Consider the following 20,324-nt stretch of genomic DNA (forward strand, 5'->3'; position numbering starts at 1 on the left):
AATATGTGTAATGACAGCGTATTAGCTAGATTTGAAGGGATTTGGCGTTATTGTTGGCGGGGTTGCAGTTATCCGGCGTGTTGGGGCCCGGATAACTGCAGACATTCCGTCGATCGCTGATTGACATTTCCACGGGCGGCCATCAGTGTTTTCCGCAGGGGGACAGACCAAAGCATGCAATTCATCGATCTTGCCGCGCAAAGGGCGCGCATTGGCGCACGCATCGAACAGGCCGTCTCGAAGGTCCTGACAGAAGGCCGTTACATTCTCGGCCCCGAGGTCTCGGAATTCGAGGCAAGGATCGCCGATTATCTGGGCGTCCGGCATGCCATCGGCTGCGCCAACGGAACCGACGCCCTGCTCGTCCCGCTGATGGCCTGGAAGATCGGCCCCGGCGATGCGGTATTCGTTCCGTCCTTCACATTCGCGGCCACGGCCGAGGTGGTGGCGCTCACCGGCGCGACGCCCGTTTTCGTCGAAATCGCCCATCAGACATACAATATAGACCCGGCGCGTCTGGAAGAGGCCATCATGGCCGTCAAGGCTGAAGGCAAGCTCAAGGCGAAGGCCGTCATTCCGGTCGACCTGTTCGGCACGCCCGCGGACTATCCCTCCATCACGGCGATCTGCGAGAAGCACGGTCTCTATGTGCTCTCGGATGCGGCCCAGAGCATTGGCGGCGCGACCCCGGAAGGCCGCTGCGGCTCGTTCGGTCATGTTTCCGCGACCAGCTTCTATCCGGCCAAGCCGCTCGGCTGCTATGGCGACGGCGGCGCCATGTTCACCAATGACGACACAATGATGGAAAAGCTCCGCTCCTATGCCTTCCACGGCAAGGGCGAGAGCCAGTACGACAATATCCATGTCGGACTCAATTCGCGCCTCGACACGATCCAGGCCGCAATACTTCTGGAAAAGCTCGCCATCTTTGACGAGGAACTGGCATCGCGCCAGAAGGTCGCCGACTACTACCGCGACAGCCTCAAGGACCATGTACGGGTTCCCCATACGCCGGACGGCCACGTCTCGGCCTGGGCGCAGTTCGCCATCGAAACGGTCGACCGCGACGCCCTCAAGGCCCATCTCGGAGAAAACGGCATCCCGTCGGTGATCTACTACGTAAAGCCGCTGCACCAGCAGCCGGCCTATGCGCATTATCCCAAGGGTCCGGGCGAGATGACGGTCACCGAGCAGTTGCCGAATTCCATCCTTTGCCTGCCGATGCATCCCTATCTGCAGCGCGAAGACCAGGATCGCATTATCGAGACGATCATCGCTTTCGTCTCCGCGCGCCAATCGGTGGCCGCCGAGTAGCGCGGTCCCAACGTCAATTGTCCGAAGGCCGGCCATTGCGCCGGCCTTTTGTTTTGAGGGCGTTACGCCGAATGAGCAGCTGCCGCCGGCGTATCCTTGGAAAGCAGCGTCTGCAGCTGACGCTCCGCCGCGTCGGTCCGCTCCGTCCGCTCGATGAAGCCCCCGCCGAAGACGCGTGCATCATCGCCATCGCTCGAATAGAGCACGCAGGCCTGTCCCGGCGCGATGCCCGCCTCGCCGTCCGCCAGCTCGACCATCAGCGTTCCGTTCCGGAACCAGGCGGTCGCCGGGCGCGGCGGGCGTGTCGAACGCACCTTTGCGAAACAGGCGAATCCCTCAGACGGCAGAGCGTCGACCGGGCCGTCGCCGAGCCAGTTGATCTCGCGCAGGAACAGCCGGTGTGTCTCCAGCGCCGAGCGCGGGCCGACAACGACACGCGCCGTTGCCGCATCGAGATGCACGACGTAAAGCGGCTCGCCCACGGCCACGCCGATACCCCGCCGCTGGCCGATCGTGTAGTGCATGATGCCGTCATGCCGGCCAAGCACGCGCCCGTCGATATGCACGATCGCGCCCGCCCGGGCAGCCTCGGGCCGCAACTTGGTGATTACATCGCTATATTTGCCCTGCGGCACGAAGCAGATGTCCTGGCTTTCGGCCTTGTCGGCCACGTTCAGCCCCATGCTCGCGGCCAGATCCCGCGTTTCTGCCTTCGACATGTTGCCGAGCGGGAAACGCAGATAGTCGATCTGTTCCTGGGTCGTGGCGAACAGGAAATAGCTCTGGTCCTTGTCGCAGTCGATCGGCCGGTAGAGCGCCCGGTGCGCCCCATTGGCGCGCGAGCGTATATAGTGGCCTGTCGCCAGCGCATCGGCGCCAAGCTCGCGCGCGGTCTTCAGAAGGTCAGCGAATTTGACGGTCTGATTGCAGGCAACGCAAGGGATCGGCGTCTCGCCTGCCACATAGCTTTCCGCGAAGGGATTGATGACCGCTTCGCGAAACCGCTGCTCATAATCGAGCACATAATGGGGGATTCCGAGCGTCTCGGAGACGCGCCGCGCGTCGTCGATATCCTGTCCCGCGCAACACGATCCTGCCCGGTGCACCGCCGCGCCATGATCGTAGAGCTGCAGCGTCACGCCGACGACGTCATAGCCCTCACGCTTCAGCAGGCCGGCGACAACGGAAGAATCAACGCCGCCCGACATGGCGACGACGACCCGCGTGTCTTCGGGCTTCTTGTCGATATCAAGTGTGTTCACGTTCTTGTTCCGCATTCAAAGGCGTTAAAGGCGCCAATCAAGCATTGGCACTGATATATGCAATTGCCCTGGCCGCGGCAAGTTCCGATGTACTTCGATATTGATTCGATCCATTGGCGGGAACGGCCCCAATTCACCGTTGCATAAAGTTGCGGCGGTTTGTTTAGACAATCTTTAAACCTCAATCTGTATGGTGTGGGGAGTTAGGTCTTTGAGTGTGTATAGAGAGTCCAATGACCGAGATGGTACGACCCAGAATAAAGTACGTGATTGGCCCGGACGGCAGTCCGCTGACAATCGCCGACCTTCCGCCCAGCACCACGCGTCGCTGGGTCATCCGCCGCAAGGCGGAAGTGGTCGCGGCTGTCAGAGGCGGACTGCTCAGCCTCGAAGAGGCTTGTGAGCGCTATACGCTGACCGTCGAGGAATTCCTCTCCTGGCAGGCTTCGATCGATGCGCATGGTCTTGCGGGCCTGCGCACCACACGCATTCAGCAATACCGGCACTGATATTGCAAAGCCGGCCGCCTGCTGGCCGGCTACCCGACTTTCTCCAAAATCAATCGCTTCTTTCGCCCACCGGTGCACTGGCGCTGCGCGCCTGCAGCATCCAGTGCGTCACTGTCACGGCCAGGGCCGAAGCGGCATAGAACCACAGGCCGGGCTGCGTGAACGCATCGGCGACGCCGCCGGTCTTTGCCGCGACGATGACCAGCGCCACGAGCAAAACATCCATCATCGACCATTTTGACAGCAGCGGTATAAAGCCGCTGAGCAGTCCGGGCCGCCGCGCTTCGCCGTTTCCGCGAACCGCCGCCTCGTAGAAAACGACGAGTATCTTGGCAACAGGAAAAACCGCCGAGAAGAGCGCGACAAGCAGCGCCAGCAGAAAGCTGCCGTCACGCCACAGTGTAACGACAATCCCGAACAGCGAAGGGGTTTCTTCGAAGAAATAGAGTTTTTCGAAGCGCACCAAGGGCAGCGTCAGGCCCAGCGCCAGGAAGAACGGTCCGGCAAAAAGCAGGGGAGGCAGCAATAATGGATAGGGCAAGGACCAACCTCGGCCGCATTGGCTGTTTGATCGCAATATGGGCGAATCATTGTGCGCGCGCAACCGAGTGCATCACACGGCCGCTTCGAAACGCGACCGGACGAGCGAAACACACCCGGGCCGTCTCAAGCCTTCGGATGCGTTCGAAATCCCGCAAGGGCGTGGACCGGATCAGCCCACTTTCGTGCTGCGTGTATTGGCGTCGCGGCTTTCAAGGGCCGCGGCCTTTTCAAGCTCGGCTTCCGCCTCTTCGACCGCCAGTTCGGCCGCATCCTGCTGCACCCGCAACTCGCGGATAGACCCCTGCAGATTGTCGGCGCGCTGGCGCGCCGCCTTGGCAAAGGTCGGATAGGCAAAATGAGTCGGATCCGAGATCCCCGCCTTTTTCTCCTCGGCGGCGATCTGATACTCAAGTTCGGCGGCCATGCGCTCGAATTCGGACATCATCAACTGAATCTGATTCAGTTGTCGACGTTTGTCGTTGACCTGAAACTCCTTCAGGCGAACAAGGCTCTCACTAGACTTCATACGCAATACTCCCGTGACGCGAGATCCCGGCATAACTGTTTTTCATCCGCCCCTCCGGCACCCGATCTCTTGCCCAAAAGCCTGGGAATCGGCCTTATTGGCCAATTTGGTAACCTTTCGTTTACGGACATCGTTAATCATAGGGCCAATCGCTTAAAACCGGGTAAATGAAAGACCGCTACAGGAACATTTCTTTCGTGAGTCTACCGAGTCGGTTATAAGCATTTCTTAATGTGATTGATTAACTTTTGGTTTTTCAATTATCATTAAGATTCAATGGGTTGCGCAATGCAACTGACGTGACAATTAAGGGTTGCCTTACTGAATTAGAATTTGTTAACCATTTGATGGCAGGTTTTCGGCAGGCAACGACTCGATCCGCAGGGTGGCATAGGCCGTTGCGGCCTTCTGCGGCGGAAAAGGGGAAATTCATGCGGGTATTATTGATCGAGGACGACAGCGCGACAGCGCAGAGCATCGAGCTGATGCTCAAGTCGGAGAGTTTCAATGTGTATACCACCGACCTCGGTGAAGAAGGCGTCGATCTCGGCAAACTGTATGATTACGACATCATCCTGCTGGATCTGAACCTGCCCGACATGTCGGGTTACGAAGTTCTGCGGACCCTGCGTCTTTCCAAAGTCAAGACACCGATCCTGATCCTGTCCGGCATGGCCGGGATAGAGGACAAGGTCAGAGGCCTCGGTTTCGGTGCCGATGACTATATGACAAAACCCTTCCACAAGGACGAGCTGATCGCCCGCATTCATGCGATTGTCCGCCGTTCGAAGGGCCACGCCCAATCGGTCATCACCACCGGCGACCTGCTGGTCAATCTCGATGCAAAGACCGTTGAAGTCAGCGGCCAGCGCGTTCATTTGACCGGCAAGGAATACCAGATGCTGGAACTGCTTTCCCTGCGCAAGGGTACGACCCTGACCAAGGAAATGTTCCTCAACCATCTCTATGGCGGCATGGATGAGCCGGAACTGAAGATTATCGACGTGTTCATCTGCAAATTGCGCAAGAAACTGGCCACTGCGGCCGGCGGCCGGAACTATATCGAGACGGTCTGGGGCCGCGGTTATGTGTTGCGCGAGCCTGAGGACAGCGAGATTCTCGAAAGCGCCTGAACCGCCAACGGCACTCCACGTCACAGCATGACCTGACCCGCCCGAAGCCCGGCTTCCGGCGGGTTTTCCTTGCCATTGCGATATTAATCCGACCGGTAAACGGCCCGTTAACGTCGATGGCGTGTGACGCTGACACTGATCCGGCGAGGCCTCATGGGCTGTGCTGAGCTTGTTGTCGGAAAAACAGATCCGCCGATATGGCGAATCAACTGATTCAAAAATGAGGGAAGACAATTGGGCAGGCGCTTCAAGGCCTCGCGGAACCGCGGGCCAGGGCTGGCCCGCCTCACCGCCATTCGTTCGGCGTCAAACGGATGATGCCGCCACTCAGGCGGCAGTCTTGGACTGGTCCGAAAAGACCTTCGTCAGGATTTCCCGATCAAAAGGCTTGAGCAGGAAATCATCGGCGCCGGCGCGTTTGCCCTGCATCATGTGCTTGAACTTGCCCTCGATCAGGCAGTAGTAGATCTTCACCTTGTCGCCACCGGGAAGTTCCCGGACCTCGCCGATGAGGTCGGTGGCGCCCGGCAGACAGGCGTCCACGATCATGACCGCCGGTACGCGGCCCTTGCAGATCGAAAGGGCTGTTTGCGCGTCGTCCGCTTCCGAGACCAGAAAACCAAGGTCGGAAAGGATGCGCTTCGCCACCTTGCGAATGATTACCGATTTATCGACCAGTATCAGCCGTTGCATCGTCATATCTCCCCAAAACAGAGACCCTCGGGCGCACGCCGCTTTCAGCCGGCTGGCGCCCACAAAGGCAGACAAATTGCCGCCCCGCCATGGGTATGACTCTAATTGTCAGAGAGTAAGAATTGGTTACCAGAAAGGATTAATTTCCGCTTAACGCACGCCCCGCGCCGACCGCTCATGCGGCAGCGAATACGACCTCATCAGCGCCGGCGGTGGTGTTGATGGTCATACCGGCTGCCTCGGCCAGAAGCACTGTGTAGTAAGGCTGGATCGAGTGGGCATCGATGGGTTCGCTGCTTTCGCCGCTGTGAATTTCCAGGAATTTCGGCGGCACGCGAACCATCTTGCCGGTCGCCTTGAGCGTAAACTTCGGCGCGGTTTCCAGATCTTCCAGGATAATGGAAATCGCGCCGCCCCGCGGGATCGAGCCATAGGCGACCAGGAACAGGTTCAGAAGGAGTTTCACCTTGTTCTTGGCGATAATGGCCCTGCTGCCCTGCCAGTCTATTTCGGTCTTGTTGTCGGCGCTGGCAAAGTCCATGACCGCTTTTTCGGCCTCGCCGGTGTCGATCGAAGCCCCGACCGAGCCGGAGGCGCCGAACGCCAGACGCGCGAATTTCAGCCGTACGGACGCATTGTGGGCACTGGTGCGAATCAGATCCATGGCGTCATCGTCGGCCCCGCCTTCATCAAGCAGTTCGAGACCGTTGTTGATGGCGCCGACCGGAGAAATAATGTCATGACACACGCGGCTGCAGAGCAAAGCCGCCAGGTCGGGTCCCGATAGCGTCAAATTGGGATTTGATGACATTGTTTGCTCCTTCTTTGGCCCGCCGGCCACATGCCAGAAATCGGTTGTTTGTGGCACTCTATATGCACGAAACGCCACAAAGACACCACAGTTGGTAAACCGACTGTTAACGTCCTCACGCGATGATACGCACGCATTATGAGCGCCGGGTTAATTCCGGGATGGAGATATAGGATGAACCGCACATCTGGTGCAATTGCCAACGCCGTCCGTCAGTTTCTGGTTGTCGTTTTTGTGATCGTGATTGGACATTCGCCCGCCATGGCACAACAGGCCCAGCCAGTGGGCTCGGAACCCTACACGATGCAGGAAATCGTCGACCAGGGGCACAATTATTTCGGTCAGGCGACCGATGGCCTGGCGCGGGTCGTGGAACGCTCGTTCGAACAATATGGCCTGCCGAATGGCTATGTGCTCGGCGAGGAAGGCTCCGGCGCCATCGTCGGAGGGCTGACCTATGGCGAAGGCCAGCTCTACACCAAGAATGCCGGCGAACACCCGGTTTTCTGGCAGGGGCCGTCGCTCGGCTTCGACTATGGCGGCCAGGGCAGCCGGGTAATGATGCTCGTCTACGAGCTTCAGAGCATCGAGGACATCTACGGTCGTTTCGCCGGTGTCAGCGGGCAGGCCTATGCGGTCGCCGGTGTCGGCATGACGGTGCTACAGGGCAGCCGCGTGGTGATTGTTCCGATCCGTACCGGTATCGGCGCTCGCATCGGTATCAATATCGGCTATCTGAAGCTGACGCCCCGCCCCACGTGGAACCCGTTCTGAGACCCGTCGGCAGGCTCTCCTGAGCAACGAACAATTGTAGATATGGCACACCCGGGCGGGAATTCGCTCCGGGTGCGTCTTGTATCGCGCATTCTTTACCCTTTTCTGATACCATAATTCATGAATTTTGGGGGTGTAATCCGAAGGCGTGTATTATTGACCTGCGATCTCGGTCGTGCAGGCCGTAACGGCGGGGGGTCGAAATACAGTTTCTTCGGCATTACCTGTATCTGGTAACGAAAAAGAAGTCCGCGGAATTATCGGGTGATTGAGTTTCTTCTCATATTCGCATTGGGGTTCCTTGCGGCGGCGATATTGGCAATGCTGATAACGCCGACCATCTATGGCCGCGTCGTCAAACTCACTGAAAAGCGGATCGAGGCCACCGTTCCTCTCAGCCTTGCCGAAATCAAGGGCAAGGCGGACCAGATGCGGGCCGGCTTTGCCAGCGAATCCGCCAAGCTCTCGACCCAGTTGCGACATGCGCAGGATCAGCTTGCGCAGAGCAATGTGCGTTCCGACAAGCTGCAGAGCGACCTTGCCACACTGGCCGGCGACAAGCAGCTCGCCGACCAGAAGATCGAGGAACTGGTCAATCATGCCGGCGAGATGCGCTCAGACACGCGCAAGAAAGAGCAGCTGATCGACAAACTCTCCGAGACGGTGCGCGAATTCGAGCGCATGAAGAAGATGGACAATTCGGAGATTGCGCGCCTGCACAACGATCTGATCACCATTTCCACCGAAGTGGAAAGCATGCGGATCGATCTGGCCGCGAGCCACACCGAAACAGTGAACCTGCGCTCGCAGATCGATCAGGTCAGTATCGAGCGCGATCAGCTTCTGAACGATATCCAGACCATTGCCGATGCCGCCCAGACAATGGAGCAGAACCTCCAGCAGGAGCAGGAGAACCACAATCAGGCCCGCATAGACCTTGCCGCCGTTCAGACCTCGCTTGCCGACCGCGATGCGCAGCTGCAGGAGACGCTGGATCTGCTCGAGCTGCAGAAGCAGCAGCTGGATGGCGAAATAAGGACCCTGGAAGGCCAGCTCAGCGTAGCCGCGGATGCGGCGAACGAGCAGGACAGGGTCTTGCATCAGGAAAGACAGGAGCACGAGACGACCCGCATCGAACTGGCGGCGGCCCAGTCAACGATTGCCGACCGGGATTCCCAGCTGATCCAGGCCGATGATGCGATGAGGGATCAGGCACGCGATTTCGGCAAACGGATCGAAGTGCAGAACAAGGAAAAATCGCGCCTGGAGTCTGATCTGGCTACCGCCCATGACAAATCGGATTCCCTGCAGAACGACCTGCAGCAGGAAAAGAAATCCCACAAGGAAACGCGGATCGAGCTGTCGGCGGGTCAGTCGCTGCTCAACGACAGAAACCGGCAGTTGGCGGAAACAAACGAACTCGTCGAGCGACATGTACAGGAATTGCGTGAGGCCAGCGAAGCAAACCGGGTCAGCCTGCAGGAATTGCGCAAGGCGCAGCGGCGCATCGACGCCTTGGAAGGCCGGGTTGAAAACACGAAGGCCGCCCTTGAAAAAAGCAAGAGCATGGAAAGGCAGGCGCGCGAGAAGATCAGCGAGCTGAAATCCGAAGCACGGGACCTTCACAAGACCTTCAAGGCCGTTACGTCGCAGGCCGACGAACTTGAACGCCGGCTCGGTCTCGAGCAGGAGCAGTCCACCCGCATCGCCGAGTCCCTCAAGACAAAGGAACAGGAGCTTGCATCGCGCGGAAAACAACTGGAGGAAGCGCTCGGCAACGCATCGCGGCGCGAAAGCCAGCTCGAACTGGTCCGCGCCGAACAGCAGGACAAGGATCGCGCCAGAGAGCATGCCGAAAAGCGTGAGCTGGAGCTGATAGACCAGATCAACCTGTTGAAGACCGAACTCAAGCAAAGCCATGCGACGTCACGGCAGTTCAAAGAACAGCTGAACAAGATGCGCAAGGATGTAAAGCAACTGCACAAGGGCGCAGAGGTCGGTGGAAACGGAGCAGCCATGTCCGCACAGGAAATCCACCCGAAAAACGGCGAGGCGGTTGAACGCAACGGCGCCGTCAACGGCCGCGTTGAAAACCTGAAGCAGCGCCATGCCGAACTGATTGACAAGATCAAGGAAGCATCCGATCCGAATGCCGATTCCGGCGTGCGCGAGGAGATCGCGGAGATCGCGGCGGCGGTGGTCGGCATTTCCGGACAGCGCGAGGGCGAAGCGTCTCCGATACACCGCATCATCTCCGACGCGCCGGCATCCGCCAACGCGCCATCAGGCCGCGTCAGCCTTGCAAGCAGGGCGAAATCAGAGCTCGAGAACTAGCGCAGACCTGAATTGCGCCCTCTCGCTAACGCACGCGGCCCAGTGCGGAAGCGATGGAAAACAAGGCGATCGCCGCTGCTGTCCCGACATTGAGACTGTCAAGACCCGGTGCCTGCGGGATTCGCGCCGTATCGATCCTTTTCAGCAGCGACTCCGGGAGCCCCTCGCCTTCCGTTCCGACCACAAGCGCGGTTCGCCGCTTCGGCTTCACATCATCGATGGCACGCACGCCTTTTGGCGAAAGCGCCAGGAGCTGAAAGCCCGCGCCATCGAGCGTATCGGCCATCTCTCCAATCCCCCCGCCCCGCGCGTAAGGCACGGTCAAAGCGGCGCCAACGGACACGCGAATGGATTTGCGGTAGAGCGGATCGCAGCATTGCCCGTCAAGGCATATGAGATCGACACCGAAGGCTGCAGCGTTGCGAAACAGACCGCCCATATTGTCGTGATTGGAGATGCCGCTGCAAACGAGTACCAGAGCGTCGTCTTTCAGACCGGCGAGCGCCTGCGCAATGTCTTGCGGTGGGTCGCTGCGGCCGATCGCCAACACACCGCGATGCATCGGAAATCCGGCAATGGCATCGATTACCTTGCGATCGCAAACCATGATGGGCGTGTCGGGATCGAATGCTTCGAGAATGTGCTCGATCCCGCTGACCCGGTTTTCGAGCACCAGGATCTTCTCGGCGCCGAACCGTCTTGATCGCGCCAGCATGCGCAGCACCACCGTTCCCTCGGCGATGAACCGGCCGGAACGCCCCACGAGATCGCGCTCGCGGATATTCCTGAAATCGGCGATCCGCTCGTCCTTGGCATCGGTAATGCGGATGAGGCGATCGGCCGGGTTGCTCATTTCAAGGAGATGTCCGCAACCGTGCGGCCAGTGGTGATGTCGATGATCAGTGCCCCAGGAGAACCATCGGCCTTACGGCCATAAAGCAGCATCCGCGCGCCATCGAGCGCCACCGTGTCGACGCTGAATCCGGATGGCAAAGACGCCGTGACGTCCAGCGGCGCGCCGGAAGGCACGGTCAAGGGCTGGGCCGCAATGGTTTCCGCTTCCGTTTCGGGTGTCATCACCTTGTAGACAACGCCGGCAAGGACGGCCATAACTCCGAGAATCATGATGCCGATGGAAACGACAAGAAGCCGGACCATCTTCTGCCGCACCCTTTCCATTTCCGGATCGAGCGGCTTTTCCTCGTCCTGCTCCAGTTCCACCTTGGTCATCACGGCCCCTGTTTTGCGCGGATTGCAGTTTTATGACTGAACCCTTTACCCAAGCGCCGGGCGAGAGGAAAGTGCTCATCGCCGATGAATCCGCATCGGGCCGGCTCGACGCATGGCTGGCGGCCGCCCTTGCCGGGGCCGTTTCCCGCAGCCGTATCCAGGCCCTGATCAAGGAAGGATCGGTGTCGGTCAATGGCAGCCCCGTGCGCGAAGCCCGCCACAAGATATCACCTGGTGACAGTGTGGAGTTGCGGCTGCCGGAGCCCGAAGATGCAACTCCGGAGCCCGAAAATATTCCGCTCGACATATTTTTCGAGGATGACGATGTCATCGTGATCGCGAAGCCGGCCGGGCTCGTGGTGCATCCGGGCGCGGGCAACCATTCCGGAACCCTGGTCAATGCGCTGCTTTATCACTGCCGGCAATCCCTGTCGGGCATCGGCGGCGTCAGGCGTCCCGGCATCGTTCACCGCCTCGACAAAAACACCAGCGGCGTCATGGTCGTCGCAAAGAACGATTTTGCCCACAACCGGCTGGCGGAGCAGTTTGCCGATCACGGCCGTAACGGCCCGCTTCGGCGTGCCTACCTCGCGCTTGTCTGGGGACGACCGGAACAGCTCAAGGGCACGATCGACGCGCCCATGGGGCGTTCGGGGTCGGACCGCACGAAACGATCCGTCCACCATGCCGGCCGGACAGACAGCCGCCATGCCGTCACCCATTATGAAGTGCGCCGGCGCTACGGCGAATCCGGCGACAGACAAGCCCTCGCCTCGCTGGTCGAATGCAGCCTGGAGACCGGCCGGACCCATCAGATCCGCGTTCACATGCAGCATATCGGGCACCCGCTGATCGGCGATCCGGAATATGGCGGCGCCTTTCGCACAAAGGTCAACAAACTGCCGGATCAGGCCGCCGCTGCCGTCACGGCCCTCAGGCGTCAGGCGCTGCACGCCTATCTCCTTCAGTTCGCTCATCCACGCGACGGGCGAACCCTTCGATTCGAAGCACCGGCTCCATCTGACATGGCGTCGGTTATCGATGCGTTATCAATGCTTTAGGCGGAATTCTCAGCTGCGCCAAATTGTCGCAGATCGGGCGCACAAATTTGACCGAATAGCCCATAGAATCAAGACCATAAAGCGATATACGCCCGACTGGCTTGATCTCGCCTTCAATCGTAACTATCTCAAACGTAAATGTGCCCGCACGACAAGGGGCATGGCGGGCTTGCCTCGAAGAGGGAGCCGAAAAAGCGAAAGAGGGGTGCTGTAATGGCCCGAAACACCTTACCGACGGTGACCGCTGGCGAAGGCGGTCTGAACCGTTATCTCGAAGAAATACGCCGTTTTCCGATGCTGGAACCGCAGCAGGAATACATGCTTGCCAAGCGGTATCACGAGCATCACGACACCGATGCAGCCCATACGCTGGTAACCAGCCATCTGCGGTTGGTGGCAAAGATCGCCATGGGGTATCGCGGCTATGGCCTGCCGATCGGGGAAGTCATTTCCGAGGGCAATGTCGGCCTGATGCAGGCGGTCAAGAAATTCGATCCGGAACGCGGTTTCCGTCTCGCCACCTACGCCATGTGGTGGATCAAGGCATCGATACAGGAATACATCCTGCGGTCCTGGTCACTGGTGAAGATGGGCACCACCGCCAATCAGAAGCGGCTCTTCTTCAACCTGCGCAAGCTGAAGGGCAAGATCCAGGCGCTGGACGACGGCGACCTGAGACCGGATCAGGTCGCGGAGATCGCCAACAAGCTCAATGTCAGCGAGGACGAGGTCGTTTCCATGAACCGCCGCCTTTCCGGCGACGCCTCGCTGAACGCGCCGATCAAGGCCGCCGAGGGCGAATCCGGCCAGTGGCAGGACTGGCTGGTCGACGACAGTGAGGACCAGGAAACATTGCTCATTCAGCAGGATGAGCTCGAAGATCGCCGTGCCATGCTGGCTTCGGCGCTCAACGTTCTCAATGACCGCGAAAAGCGGATATTCGAGGCGCGACGCTTGTCGGAAACGCCGCTGACGCTTGAAGAGCTCTCCGGCGAATTTGACATCAGCCGCGAACGGGTCCGCCAGATCGAGGTCCGTGCCTTCGAAAAGGTACAGAATGCGGTCCGCAAGGCAGCCCTGGAGCGTGCCAGCAGTCTTCAGCCTGTCGCTGAGTAAGAAAAATGCATCGCCGGCAGCGCGCTATTGCGTGCTGCTGGCGGTGCGCGCTTCCCAAGCCCGGATCACCTGATCGAACACCTCGGCGCCCGTTGTGCCCTTTTCCAGAGTCAGCAGTGCCCGGCGACCATTGCCGTAGCTGACCGGCAGGTCAATCCACCGGCGTTCCCGCAGCAGTTTCAGATTGAGCTGCACCGCCTCGACATAGTCATTCAACGCGATCATGAAGAAGCTGTCGGTGATTTTGGCCGGCACGGCGATCAGCGAATCGCCGGTGTCCTGTTCGGTCTGCTTCAGTGCGAAGTTCTGGATTGCACCTATACCATTGCCGTCGAATTCTTCCGTCAAGGCGAACACGATCTCGATCAGGTGACTGGCCGGCAGCGACTGATCCGCATTGCGCTTGATGGTCATGATCGCGCTGAGGCCCTTTCCCGGGACCGTGATCTGCGCTTCGATCGCCGGCTCCGGCGGCAGGTTATCGCCCGGCGATTCACGCACAATGCTCCAGATTACATTGCCTTGCTCCGCCGTCGGTGCCTGCTGGCCGAGACGTTCCTCGTAAAGAAACATCTTCTGGCTGACCCTGAGCGGCTCGGCGAGTGATTCGGTGTTCTGCTGCTGGGGCTCAGCAGATGCGGCAGGTGCCGGCTCGCCCGCTGGTGCGGGTTCGGGCTCCGAAAGGTCAAGCGCGGCGACGGATTTGCCTTCAGCGTCGCTCGCAAGGCTGGAGCCGGCCGCCGGCCCCTCGTCGGTCTCGGAACCGTCCGGCATAAGCCGCTGGGTGAATTTCGGCGGTCCATCCACGGCGGTACCGCCTTGTGTCTGCCCGTCCTGTCCGGATGCACCGTCGGATTGATCCTGTCCGGCATTACCCGAATCTGTCTGCACTGATGTCGTCTGCACATTGGAGGAAGATCCGCCGAATAGCGCCGACAGGCTGTCGCCGAACATCCAGATGCCGATCCCGGCGGCGACGAAGACGACAAGCGTGAGAACACCACCAAGGACAACGCCCATCGAGCTGCGGCGCCGGGGCTGCAGATAATCCGCGACCGGGCTCTCGCCCATACGGCGGGGCTCCGGTTCAATCGAATCGTCGAAGCCGCCGCCGTATTCGTCATCGTCTTCCTCATCGTCGTCATCGTCCATTTCCGGCCCGAGCGCCGGCGCTGGCCTGGCAGCAGTCCGATGGGCAGGTCTTGGCGCGGCAACCGGCTCCTCCTCGCCGATATCGTCCTCGTCGATCTGTCCGTCCGAGAGGATGTCGGCAAAGGCATCTTCATCGATGTCGGGGAATGCATCCGCATGGCGGTCCTCGATTTCAAGGATCGCTTCCTCGAGTCTCGCAAGCTGTTTGTCGCGAACCGCATCGCTGACTGGTGGGTCGATATTGTCCAGTTGGCGACGGATCGCGCCGCGGGCCTTTTCATAGACCTTCTCACGCATTTGCGGCGTGTTGTCGCTCAACCCGTCGACAGCTTTTTCAATAACCGCTACAAAATCCACCATATAACTGCTCTGTACAAATCGTCCCGGCGGGACTTAACACGTATTCTTGTCGTTCTTTCCTAAGCCTAGTCTTCAAACGGATCGGTCACAAGGATTGTGTCATCGCGTTCAGGACTTGTTGACAAAAGAGCGACCGGTGCGCCGATAAGCTCTTCGATGTGTCGCACATACTTGACCGCCTGCGCCGGCAGCTCGTTCCAGCTGCGCGCGCCGACCGTCGAGCCCTTCCAGCCCTCCAGCGTCTCGTAGATCGGCTCGACCCGCGCCTGCTGGCCCTGGCTTGCCGGCAGGAAGTCCACTTCCTGACCGTCAAGTCGGTATCCGACACAGATCTTGAGCTCGTCCAGCCCGTCCAGCACATCGAGTTTCGTCAGCGCGATGCCGGTAATCCCGTTGGTCGCCACCGCCTGGCGCACCAGAACCGCGTCGAACCACCCGCAGCGTCGCTTTCTGCCCGTTACCGTACCGAATTCATTGCCACGCTCGCCCAGGAACTGGCCGACATCATTGTTCTGCTCGGTGGGGAACGGCCCCTCCCCGACACGCGTTGTATAGGCTTTGGTTATTCCCAGAACATAGCCGACCGAACCAGGTCCCATACCCGAACCCGCGGCCGCCTGCCCCGCCACCGTGTTCGACGAGGTCACGAACGGATAAGTGCCGTGATCAATGTCAAGCAGCGTGCCCTGGGCGCCCTCGAACAGGATGCGCTTGCCGCGCCGGCGCTTCTTGTCGAGCAGCCGCCAGACGGTCTCCCTGAACGGAAGAATGCGGCCGGCAACCTCCTTGAGCTCGTTCATGATGGTGTCATGCCCGACTTCCTCCTGGCCGAGGCCGCGTCGCAGAGCATTGTGGTGCGTCAGCAGCCGGTCCACTTTCGCCGGCAACGTCTCCATATTCGCCAGGTCCATGACACGCACCGCGCGCCGGCCGACCTTGTCTTCATAGGCAGGCCCTATACCGCGCCGCGTTGTACCGATCTTGGTTCCGGAATTGGACGCGGCATCCTCGCGGATGCCGTCGAGTTCCCGGTGCAACGACAGGATAAGGGTCGCGTTGTCGGCGATGCGCAGGTTTTCCGGCGAAATGCTGACGCCCTGCTCGCCAAGCCGGTCGATTTCCGCCACAAGCGCATGCGGGTCGATAACGACGCCGTTGCCGATCACCGCCAGCTTGCCTTCCCGCACGACACCCGACGGCAAAAGCGAGAGCTTGTAGCTGATCCCGTCGATAACCAGAGTATGGCCGGCATTGTGACCGCCCTGAAACCGCACGACGACATCGGCGCGCTCCGACAGCCAGTCAACGATCTTGCCCTTGCCTTCGTCGCCCCACTGCGAGCCGACCACCACGACATTCGTCATGAATTCCCCTTGTCTGGCCGGCAGCCTGTCGCTGCCTTCGATTCAAACCGGCGCATCTATAGCGCATGTTGAATCCAAGGGAAATCTCCCGGCTGAATTAAGCTTGAACAACAGACACATGTTCGGGCGAAATTAACGGTTGTTTCTCAGCGCTTTGCCAATTGAGTGTTGACATCGCGTACCGGTTGCCAGATGTGTGCGCCTTCTTTTCCCGATGAGATTGTCCATGGCGATCAGGGCCTACATTCTGCTGACGATCACGATGCTTGGCTGGGGCGGCAACGCCATTGCCGGCAAGCTGGCGGCCGGCCATATCAGTCCGGCCCTTCTGACCAGCGGGCGCTGGCTGATCGCGCTTGCCATTCTGCTGCCCTTCGCGCTTCCGCAGATGCGCCGGGAGTGGCCGACGATCCGCCGCCATTTCTTGCTTCTGCTTGTGCTCGGCGTGGTCGGCTTCGCGCTGTTCAACAATTTCTACTATCTGGCGCTGAACTATACCAGCGCAATCAACGGCGCGATCGAACAGGCCTCCATGCCGCTGCTCGTCTTCATCGCCAACTTTCTTCTGTTCGGCCAGCGCGTCAGCGCAGGCCAGATGGTCGGCTTCTTCATTTCGCTCATCGGCGTCACCCTGGTGGCGACCCACGGCAATCTGGCCGGCATCCTGCGTCTGGATGTCGGCTATGGCGACGCACTGCTGATCCTGTCGATCGCGTTTTACGGCGCCTATACCGTGTCACTGCGCTGGATGCCGAAGCTGCATTGGTTGAGCGCCATGACGGCGCTGTCCGTCGGCGCCATTCTCGGCGGCATGCCCTTTACCGCCTGGGAGGCCTATTCCGGCAGCCTGGTCCTGCCTGATCTGCAGGGCTGGCTTGTGCTCGCTTATGCGGCGGTCTTTCCGTCCATCGTTTCACAGGCCTGCTTCATCCGGGGGGTCGAATTGATCGGCGCCAACCGGGGCGGCCTGTTCATCAACCTGGTGCCCATTTTCGGCACGTTCTTCGCCGTCACGCTGCTCGGCGAAGAACTCTTTGCCTACCACATCATCGCGCTGGTTCTCGTGCTCGGCGGCATCGCGCTCGCCGAGCACAAACCAAGCCAGACGCAGACCGGCTAGCCGATATCGAAGACCAGCGGCTTGGCGGACTCGATTTCCTCGTGGCCGCGCACCATGTCCAGCACATCCTCGCTGACCGGCTCGTCCACATAAAGCAGCGCGATGGCATCGCCGCCGGGCCGGTTTCTTCCCAGCGAGAAGTTGGCGATATTGACGCCGGCCTTGCCGAAGACCGTGCCGAGCAGGCCTATAATGCCGGGCGCATCGGCATTCGTCGTATAGACCATGTTCGCACCGACCTCGGCATCCAGATTGATGCCCTTGATCTGGATGAACCGCGGCTTGCCGTCGGAAAAGCAGGTTCCGGCGATCGAGCGGGTTTTGTTGGCGGTCCTTACAGTCAGCATAATGTAGCCGTCAAACACACCCGACTTGTCGCGCCGTGCTTCCGACAGGATGATGCCGCGTTCCTTCACCATGACCGGCGCCGATACCATGTTGACGTCCGCAACCTGCGGGCGGATGAGCCCGGCAAGCACGGCACTTGTCAATGCGTTTGTGTTCATCTGGGCAGTGGAGCCATCATAGAGGATGTCCACTTCCTTGATGGCGCTTTCCGTCACCTGCCCCACAAAGGCGCCGAGCACCTCGGCCAGCTTGACGAACGGCTTGAGACGCGGCGCCTCCTCGGCGCTGATCGACGGCATGTTGATGGCATTGGTCACCGCGCCTTTTAGAAGGTAATCGGACATCTGCTCCGCCACCTGCAGGGCGACATTTTCCTGTGCCTCGCTGGTCGATGCACCCAGATGCGGCGTGCACACGACATTCGGCAGGCCGAAAAGCGGGCTGTCCGTCGCCGGCTCGGTCTCGAACACATCGAAGCCGGCGCCCGCCACCTTGCCCGACTTCAGGGCTTCGGCGAGATCGGCTTCCATCACAAGCCCACCACGCGCGCAGTTGATGATGCGCACACCGTCCTTCATTTGGGCGATGGCTTCGGCATTGATAATGTTGCGTGTCTTGTCGGTCAGCGGCACATGCAGCGTGATGAAGTCGGCGCGCGTGAAAAGCTCGTCGAGTTCGACCTTCTCGACGCCGATTTCCTCGGCCCGCTCGACGGAAAGGAACGGATCGTAGGCGACGACCCGCATCTTGAGGCCGATGCCCCGCGCAGCGGCGATCGAACCGATATTGCCGCAACCGACGACACCCAGCGTCTTGCCGGTGAGCTCGACACCCATGAAACGGGACTTCTCCCATTTTCCCGCCTGTGTGGAAACGTCAGCGGCCGGAATCTGGCGCGCGACGGCCATCAGCAGCGCGATGGCGTGCTCGGCGGTCGTGATCGAATTACCGAAGGGTGTGTTCATGACGATGATGCCGCGACGCGACGCGGCCGGAATGTCGACATTGTCGACGCCGATGCCGGCGCGTCCGACAACCTTCAGATTGTCCGCCGCCGCGATCAGCTTCGATGTGACCTTGGTTGCCGAACGGATCGCAAGACCATCATACTGGCCGATGATCTCGAGCATTTTCTCTTTGTCCTTGCCCACATCGGGCAGGAAATCGACGTCGATGCCGCGGTCCTTGAAGATCTGGACGGCGGTTTCTGAAAGCTTGTCTGAGACAAGTACGCGCGGTGCCATGGAAGGCCTCCCTTTAAATTCGCAAACGTATATGAAAAAGGCCGCAACCGTGCGGCCCAAAACTAAGTCAGGCAGCTGACTCAAGAACCGCGATCTGCGTTTTGAAGGCCCAGTCGAGCCAGGGCATCAGCGCTTCGAGGTCCGATTTCTCGACGGTTGCGCCGGTCCAGATCCGCAGACCGGCCGGAGCATCGCGGTAGGCGCCGATATCGAGCGCAACCCCTTCGGCCTCCACAACTGCCACCAGTTCCTTGGCGAAAGCCGCCTGCCGGTCTTCGGAAAGCGCTTTGAAGCGCGGATCGACGATTGTCAGGCAGACCGAGGTATTGGACCTTGTTTCCGGCCTTTCCGCCAGAAAGTCGATCCAGGCCGTCCGCGCGACGAAATCGGCGACAACGCCGGCATTCTCGTCGGCGCGCTGCAAAAGCGCTGGCAGACCGCCGATCTGTTCGGCCCATCCGAGCGCATCCAGATAATCCTCGACGCACAACATCGAGGGCGTATTGATTGTCGCCCCCTCGAAAATGCCCTCGATCAGCCTGCCGCCCTTGGTCATGCGGAAGATCTTGGGCAGCGGCCAGGGCGGCGTGTAGGTTTCGAGGCGTTCAACGGCACGCGGGCTTAGGACAAGAACACCGTGACCGCCCTCGCCGCCGAGCACTTTCTGCCAGGAGAATGTGACCACGTCGAGCTTGTCGAAGGGCAGGTCCTGCGCGAAGGCGGCGGAGGTCGCATCGCAGATGGTCAGGCCGGCACGGTCGGACGGAATGAAATCGCCATTGGGGACCCGCACGCCCGAGGTCGTGCCGTTCCAGGTGAAGACGACGTCGCGGTTGAACTCGACCTGGTCGAGATCCGGCAGTTGGCCGTAATCGGCCTCAAGAACCTCGACATCGTCGAGCTTGAGTTGCTTGACGACGTCGCTGACCCAGCCGGAACCGAAGGATTCCCAGGCGAGCATATGGACGCCGCGGGCGCCGAGCAGCGACCAGAGTGCCATCTCGACGGCGCCGGTATCGGATGCCGGAACGATGCCGATGCGGTAGCCGTCCGGCACGCCGAGCAATGCGCGGGTCTTGTCGATGGCCTGTTTGAGCTTACCCTTGCCGACCTTGGCGCGATGGGAGCGGCCGAGGGCCGCATCACGCAACGCGTCGGGCGTCCAGCCAGGGCGCTTGGTGCAGGGTCCGGATGAAAAACGGGGATTGGCCGGACGCAGGTCCGGCTTGGCAGTCTCAGTCATGTGGCTATCCTTCCAGATAGTTGCCCCTCGTTGGGGAGGGGTGTCCCACGGACGGAGATAGCCAAAAGCGCCTTGCGGTGCAAGCTTCAATTCGGAATCGATTGTCGCAGCGCAAGATGTGCATAAGATCAGCGGTGAATTGACGCCGCCGATCCGTTCAAAAACTATTGGCCTGGTTTCAACGGCA

Annotated in this window: 19 protein-coding genes; 8 read left to right on the top strand and 11 right to left on the bottom strand. The window is 60.1% G+C overall.

Annotated elements, in window-relative coordinates:
- Positions 1–174: 174 nt before the first annotated feature.
- Entirely contained in the window at positions 175–1,314 is a 1,140-nt protein-coding gene (locus tag OOZ53_RS21095; protein ID WP_271091714.1) for a DegT/DnrJ/EryC1/StrS family aminotransferase, read from the top strand.
- Between the two features lie 62 nt (positions 1,315–1,376).
- Here the strand turns inward: OOZ53_RS21095 and mnmA are convergent, their stop codons facing one another.
- Positions 1,377–2,591 (bottom strand): tRNA 2-thiouridine(34) synthase MnmA, encoded by a 1,215-nt coding sequence (mnmA, locus tag OOZ53_RS21100; RefSeq protein ID WP_271091715.1) that lies wholly within the window; start codon positions 2,589–2,591, stop codon positions 1,377–1,379.
- 218 nt (positions 2,592–2,809) lie between these two features.
- Here mnmA and sciP point away from each other — a divergent pair, with 218 nt between their 5' ends.
- Positions 2,810–3,085 (top strand): CtrA inhibitor SciP, encoded by a 276-nt coding sequence (gene sciP, locus OOZ53_RS21105; protein WP_136660948.1) that lies wholly within the window; start codon positions 2,810–2,812, stop codon positions 3,083–3,085.
- A gap of 49 nt (positions 3,086–3,134) precedes the next feature.
- Here the strand turns inward: sciP and OOZ53_RS21110 are convergent, their stop codons facing one another.
- Together OOZ53_RS21110 and OOZ53_RS21115 are read right to left on the bottom strand one after the other, a co-directional pair.
- Positions 3,135–3,626, bottom strand: a complete 492-nt coding sequence (locus OOZ53_RS21110; protein WP_271091716.1) for a paraquat-inducible protein A — start codon at positions 3,624–3,626, stop codon at positions 3,135–3,137.
- 171 nt (positions 3,627–3,797) lie between these two features.
- Positions 3,798–4,154, bottom strand: coding sequence for a flagellar export protein FliJ (locus tag OOZ53_RS21115; protein ID WP_271091717.1), 357 nt, complete (start codon positions 4,152–4,154; stop codon positions 3,798–3,800).
- A 431-nt stretch (positions 4,155–4,585) separates the two neighbouring features.
- On the opposite strand from OOZ53_RS21115, the gene ctrA reads away from it, so the two are divergent.
- Positions 4,586–5,287 (top strand): response regulator transcription factor CtrA, encoded by a 702-nt coding sequence (gene ctrA, locus OOZ53_RS21120; protein ID WP_136660945.1) that lies wholly within the window; start codon positions 4,586–4,588, stop codon positions 5,285–5,287.
- Between the two features lie 327 nt (positions 5,288–5,614).
- Here ctrA and OOZ53_RS21125 read toward each other — a convergent pair whose 3' ends face one another.
- Together OOZ53_RS21125 and chpT are read right to left on the bottom strand one after the other, a co-directional pair.
- A complete protein-coding gene (locus OOZ53_RS21125; RefSeq protein ID WP_271091718.1) occupies positions 5,615–5,980 on the bottom strand; it encodes a response regulator in 366 nt (121 codons plus the stop codon).
- A 175-nt stretch (positions 5,981–6,155) separates the two neighbouring features.
- Positions 6,156–6,791 carry a histidine phosphotransferase ChpT gene (chpT, locus tag OOZ53_RS21130; protein WP_271091719.1) on the bottom strand — a complete coding sequence of 212 codons (636 nt, stop codon included), beginning with the start codon at positions 6,789–6,791 and terminating at the stop codon, positions 6,156–6,158.
- Between the two features lie 174 nt (positions 6,792–6,965).
- Here chpT and OOZ53_RS21135 point away from each other — a divergent pair, with 174 nt between their 5' ends.
- A complete protein-coding gene (locus OOZ53_RS21135) occupies positions 6,966–7,565 on the top strand; it encodes a DUF1134 domain-containing protein (RefSeq protein WP_271091720.1) in 600 nt (199 codons plus the stop codon).
- A gap of 264 nt (positions 7,566–7,829) precedes the next feature.
- Complete coding sequence (locus OOZ53_RS21140) at positions 7,830–9,899, top strand: coiled-coil domain-containing protein (protein ID WP_271091721.1); 2,070 nt, start codon at positions 7,830–7,832, stop codon at positions 9,897–9,899.
- A 25-nt stretch (positions 9,900–9,924) separates the two neighbouring features.
- On the opposite strand, the gene OOZ53_RS21145 is transcribed toward OOZ53_RS21140, so the two are convergent.
- On the bottom strand, positions 9,925–10,752 hold the full coding sequence (locus tag OOZ53_RS21145) for a TrmH family RNA methyltransferase (protein WP_271091722.1): 828 nt from the start codon (positions 10,750–10,752) through the stop codon (positions 9,925–9,927).
- A complete protein-coding gene (locus tag OOZ53_RS21150; RefSeq protein ID WP_271091723.1) occupies positions 10,749–11,129 on the bottom strand; it encodes a hypothetical protein in 381 nt (126 codons plus the stop codon). Before OOZ53_RS21150 ends, OOZ53_RS21145 begins: the two co-directional genes overlap by 4 nt.
- Positions 11,130–11,161: 32 nt before the next feature.
- On the opposite strand from OOZ53_RS21150, the gene OOZ53_RS21155 reads away from it, so the two are divergent.
- Both OOZ53_RS21155 and rpoH read left to right on the top strand, forming a co-directional pair.
- Positions 11,162–12,190, top strand: coding sequence for an RluA family pseudouridine synthase (locus OOZ53_RS21155; protein ID WP_271091724.1), 1,029 nt, complete (start codon positions 11,162–11,164; stop codon positions 12,188–12,190).
- 213 nt (positions 12,191–12,403) lie between these two features.
- Positions 12,404–13,306: an RNA polymerase sigma factor RpoH gene (gene rpoH / locus OOZ53_RS21160; protein WP_271091725.1), complete on the top strand. Its 903-nt coding sequence runs from the start codon at positions 12,404–12,406 to the stop codon at positions 13,304–13,306.
- 24 nt (positions 13,307–13,330) lie between these two features.
- Here rpoH and OOZ53_RS21165 read toward each other — a convergent pair whose 3' ends face one another.
- Positions 13,331–14,818, bottom strand: a complete 1,488-nt coding sequence (locus OOZ53_RS21165) for a hypothetical protein (RefSeq protein WP_271091726.1) — start codon at positions 14,816–14,818, stop codon at positions 13,331–13,333.
- 65 nt (positions 14,819–14,883) lie between these two features.
- The gene (locus tag OOZ53_RS21170; protein WP_271091727.1) at positions 14,884–16,182 is read right to left on the bottom strand and encodes an adenylosuccinate synthase; all 1,299 of its coding nucleotides are present in this window, start codon (positions 16,180–16,182) and stop codon (positions 14,884–14,886) included.
- Positions 16,183–16,408: 226 nt separating this feature from the next.
- Here OOZ53_RS21170 and OOZ53_RS21175 point away from each other — a divergent pair, with 226 nt between their 5' ends.
- Positions 16,409–17,302, top strand: a complete 894-nt coding sequence (locus OOZ53_RS21175; RefSeq protein WP_271091728.1) for a DMT family transporter — start codon at positions 16,409–16,411, stop codon at positions 17,300–17,302.
- Here OOZ53_RS21175 and serA read toward each other — a convergent pair.
- Together serA and OOZ53_RS21185 are read right to left on the bottom strand one after the other, a co-directional pair.
- On the bottom strand, positions 17,299–18,894 hold the full coding sequence (gene serA / locus OOZ53_RS21180) for a phosphoglycerate dehydrogenase (protein ID WP_271091729.1): 1,596 nt from the start codon (positions 18,892–18,894) through the stop codon (positions 17,299–17,301). The genes OOZ53_RS21175 and serA overlap by 4 nt on opposite strands.
- Before the next feature lie 67 nt (positions 18,895–18,961).
- Complete coding sequence (locus OOZ53_RS21185; protein ID WP_271091730.1) at positions 18,962–20,137, bottom strand: phosphoserine transaminase; 1,176 nt, start codon at positions 20,135–20,137, stop codon at positions 18,962–18,964.
- Between the last annotated feature and the right edge of the window lie 187 nt (positions 20,138–20,324).

Origin of the sequence: Allohoeflea poritis, assembly GCF_027889715.1 — a bacterium.
Taxonomy (GTDB): domain Bacteria; phylum Pseudomonadota; class Alphaproteobacteria; order Rhizobiales; family Rhizobiaceae; genus Hoeflea_A; species Hoeflea_A poritis.

Excerpts from the sequence above, each read along its gene's own strand:
- OOZ53_RS21185 (WP_271091730.1), bottom strand. The coding sequence starts at position 20,137 with ATGACTGAGACTGCCAAGCCGGACCTGCGTCCGGCCAATCCCCGTTTT.
- OOZ53_RS21125 (WP_271091718.1), bottom strand. The coding sequence starts at position 5,980 with ATGCAACGGCTGATACTGGTCGATAAATCGGTAATCATTCGCAAGGTG.
- OOZ53_RS21165 (WP_271091726.1), bottom strand. The coding sequence starts at position 14,818 with ATGGTGGATTTTGTAGCGGTTATTGAAAAAGCTGTCGACGGGTTGAGC.
- OOZ53_RS21145 (WP_271091722.1), bottom strand. The coding sequence starts at position 10,752 with ATGAGCAACCCGGCCGATCGCCTCATCCGCATTACCGATGCCAAGGAC.
- mnmA (WP_271091715.1), bottom strand. The coding sequence starts at position 2,591 with ATGCGGAACAAGAACGTGAACACACTTGATATCGACAAGAAGCCCGAA.
- OOZ53_RS21175 (WP_271091728.1), top strand. The coding sequence starts at position 16,409 with ATGGCGATCAGGGCCTACATTCTGCTGACGATCACGATGCTTGGCTGG.
- OOZ53_RS21095 (WP_271091714.1), top strand. The coding sequence starts at position 175 with ATGCAATTCATCGATCTTGCCGCGCAAAGGGCGCGCATTGGCGCACGC.
- OOZ53_RS21135 (WP_271091720.1), top strand. The coding sequence starts at position 6,966 with ATGAACCGCACATCTGGTGCAATTGCCAACGCCGTCCGTCAGTTTCTG.
- OOZ53_RS21155 (WP_271091724.1), top strand. The coding sequence starts at position 11,162 with ATGACTGAACCCTTTACCCAAGCGCCGGGCGAGAGGAAAGTGCTCATC.
- OOZ53_RS21150 (WP_271091723.1), bottom strand. The coding sequence starts at position 11,129 with ATGACCAAGGTGGAACTGGAGCAGGACGAGGAAAAGCCGCTCGATCCG.
- serA (WP_271091729.1), bottom strand. The coding sequence starts at position 18,894 with ATGGCACCGCGCGTACTTGTCTCAGACAAGCTTTCAGAAACCGCCGTC.
- OOZ53_RS21115 (WP_271091717.1), bottom strand. The coding sequence starts at position 4,154 with ATGAAGTCTAGTGAGAGCCTTGTTCGCCTGAAGGAGTTTCAGGTCAAC.
- ctrA (WP_136660945.1), top strand. The coding sequence starts at position 4,586 with ATGCGGGTATTATTGATCGAGGACGACAGCGCGACAGCGCAGAGCATC.
- sciP (WP_136660948.1), top strand. The coding sequence starts at position 2,810 with ATGACCGAGATGGTACGACCCAGAATAAAGTACGTGATTGGCCCGGAC.
- chpT (WP_271091719.1), bottom strand. The coding sequence starts at position 6,791 with ATGTCATCAAATCCCAATTTGACGCTATCGGGACCCGACCTGGCGGCT.
- OOZ53_RS21170 (WP_271091727.1), bottom strand. The coding sequence starts at position 16,182 with ATGACGAATGTCGTGGTGGTCGGCTCGCAGTGGGGCGACGAAGGCAAG.
- rpoH (WP_271091725.1), top strand. The coding sequence starts at position 12,404 with ATGGCCCGAAACACCTTACCGACGGTGACCGCTGGCGAAGGCGGTCTG.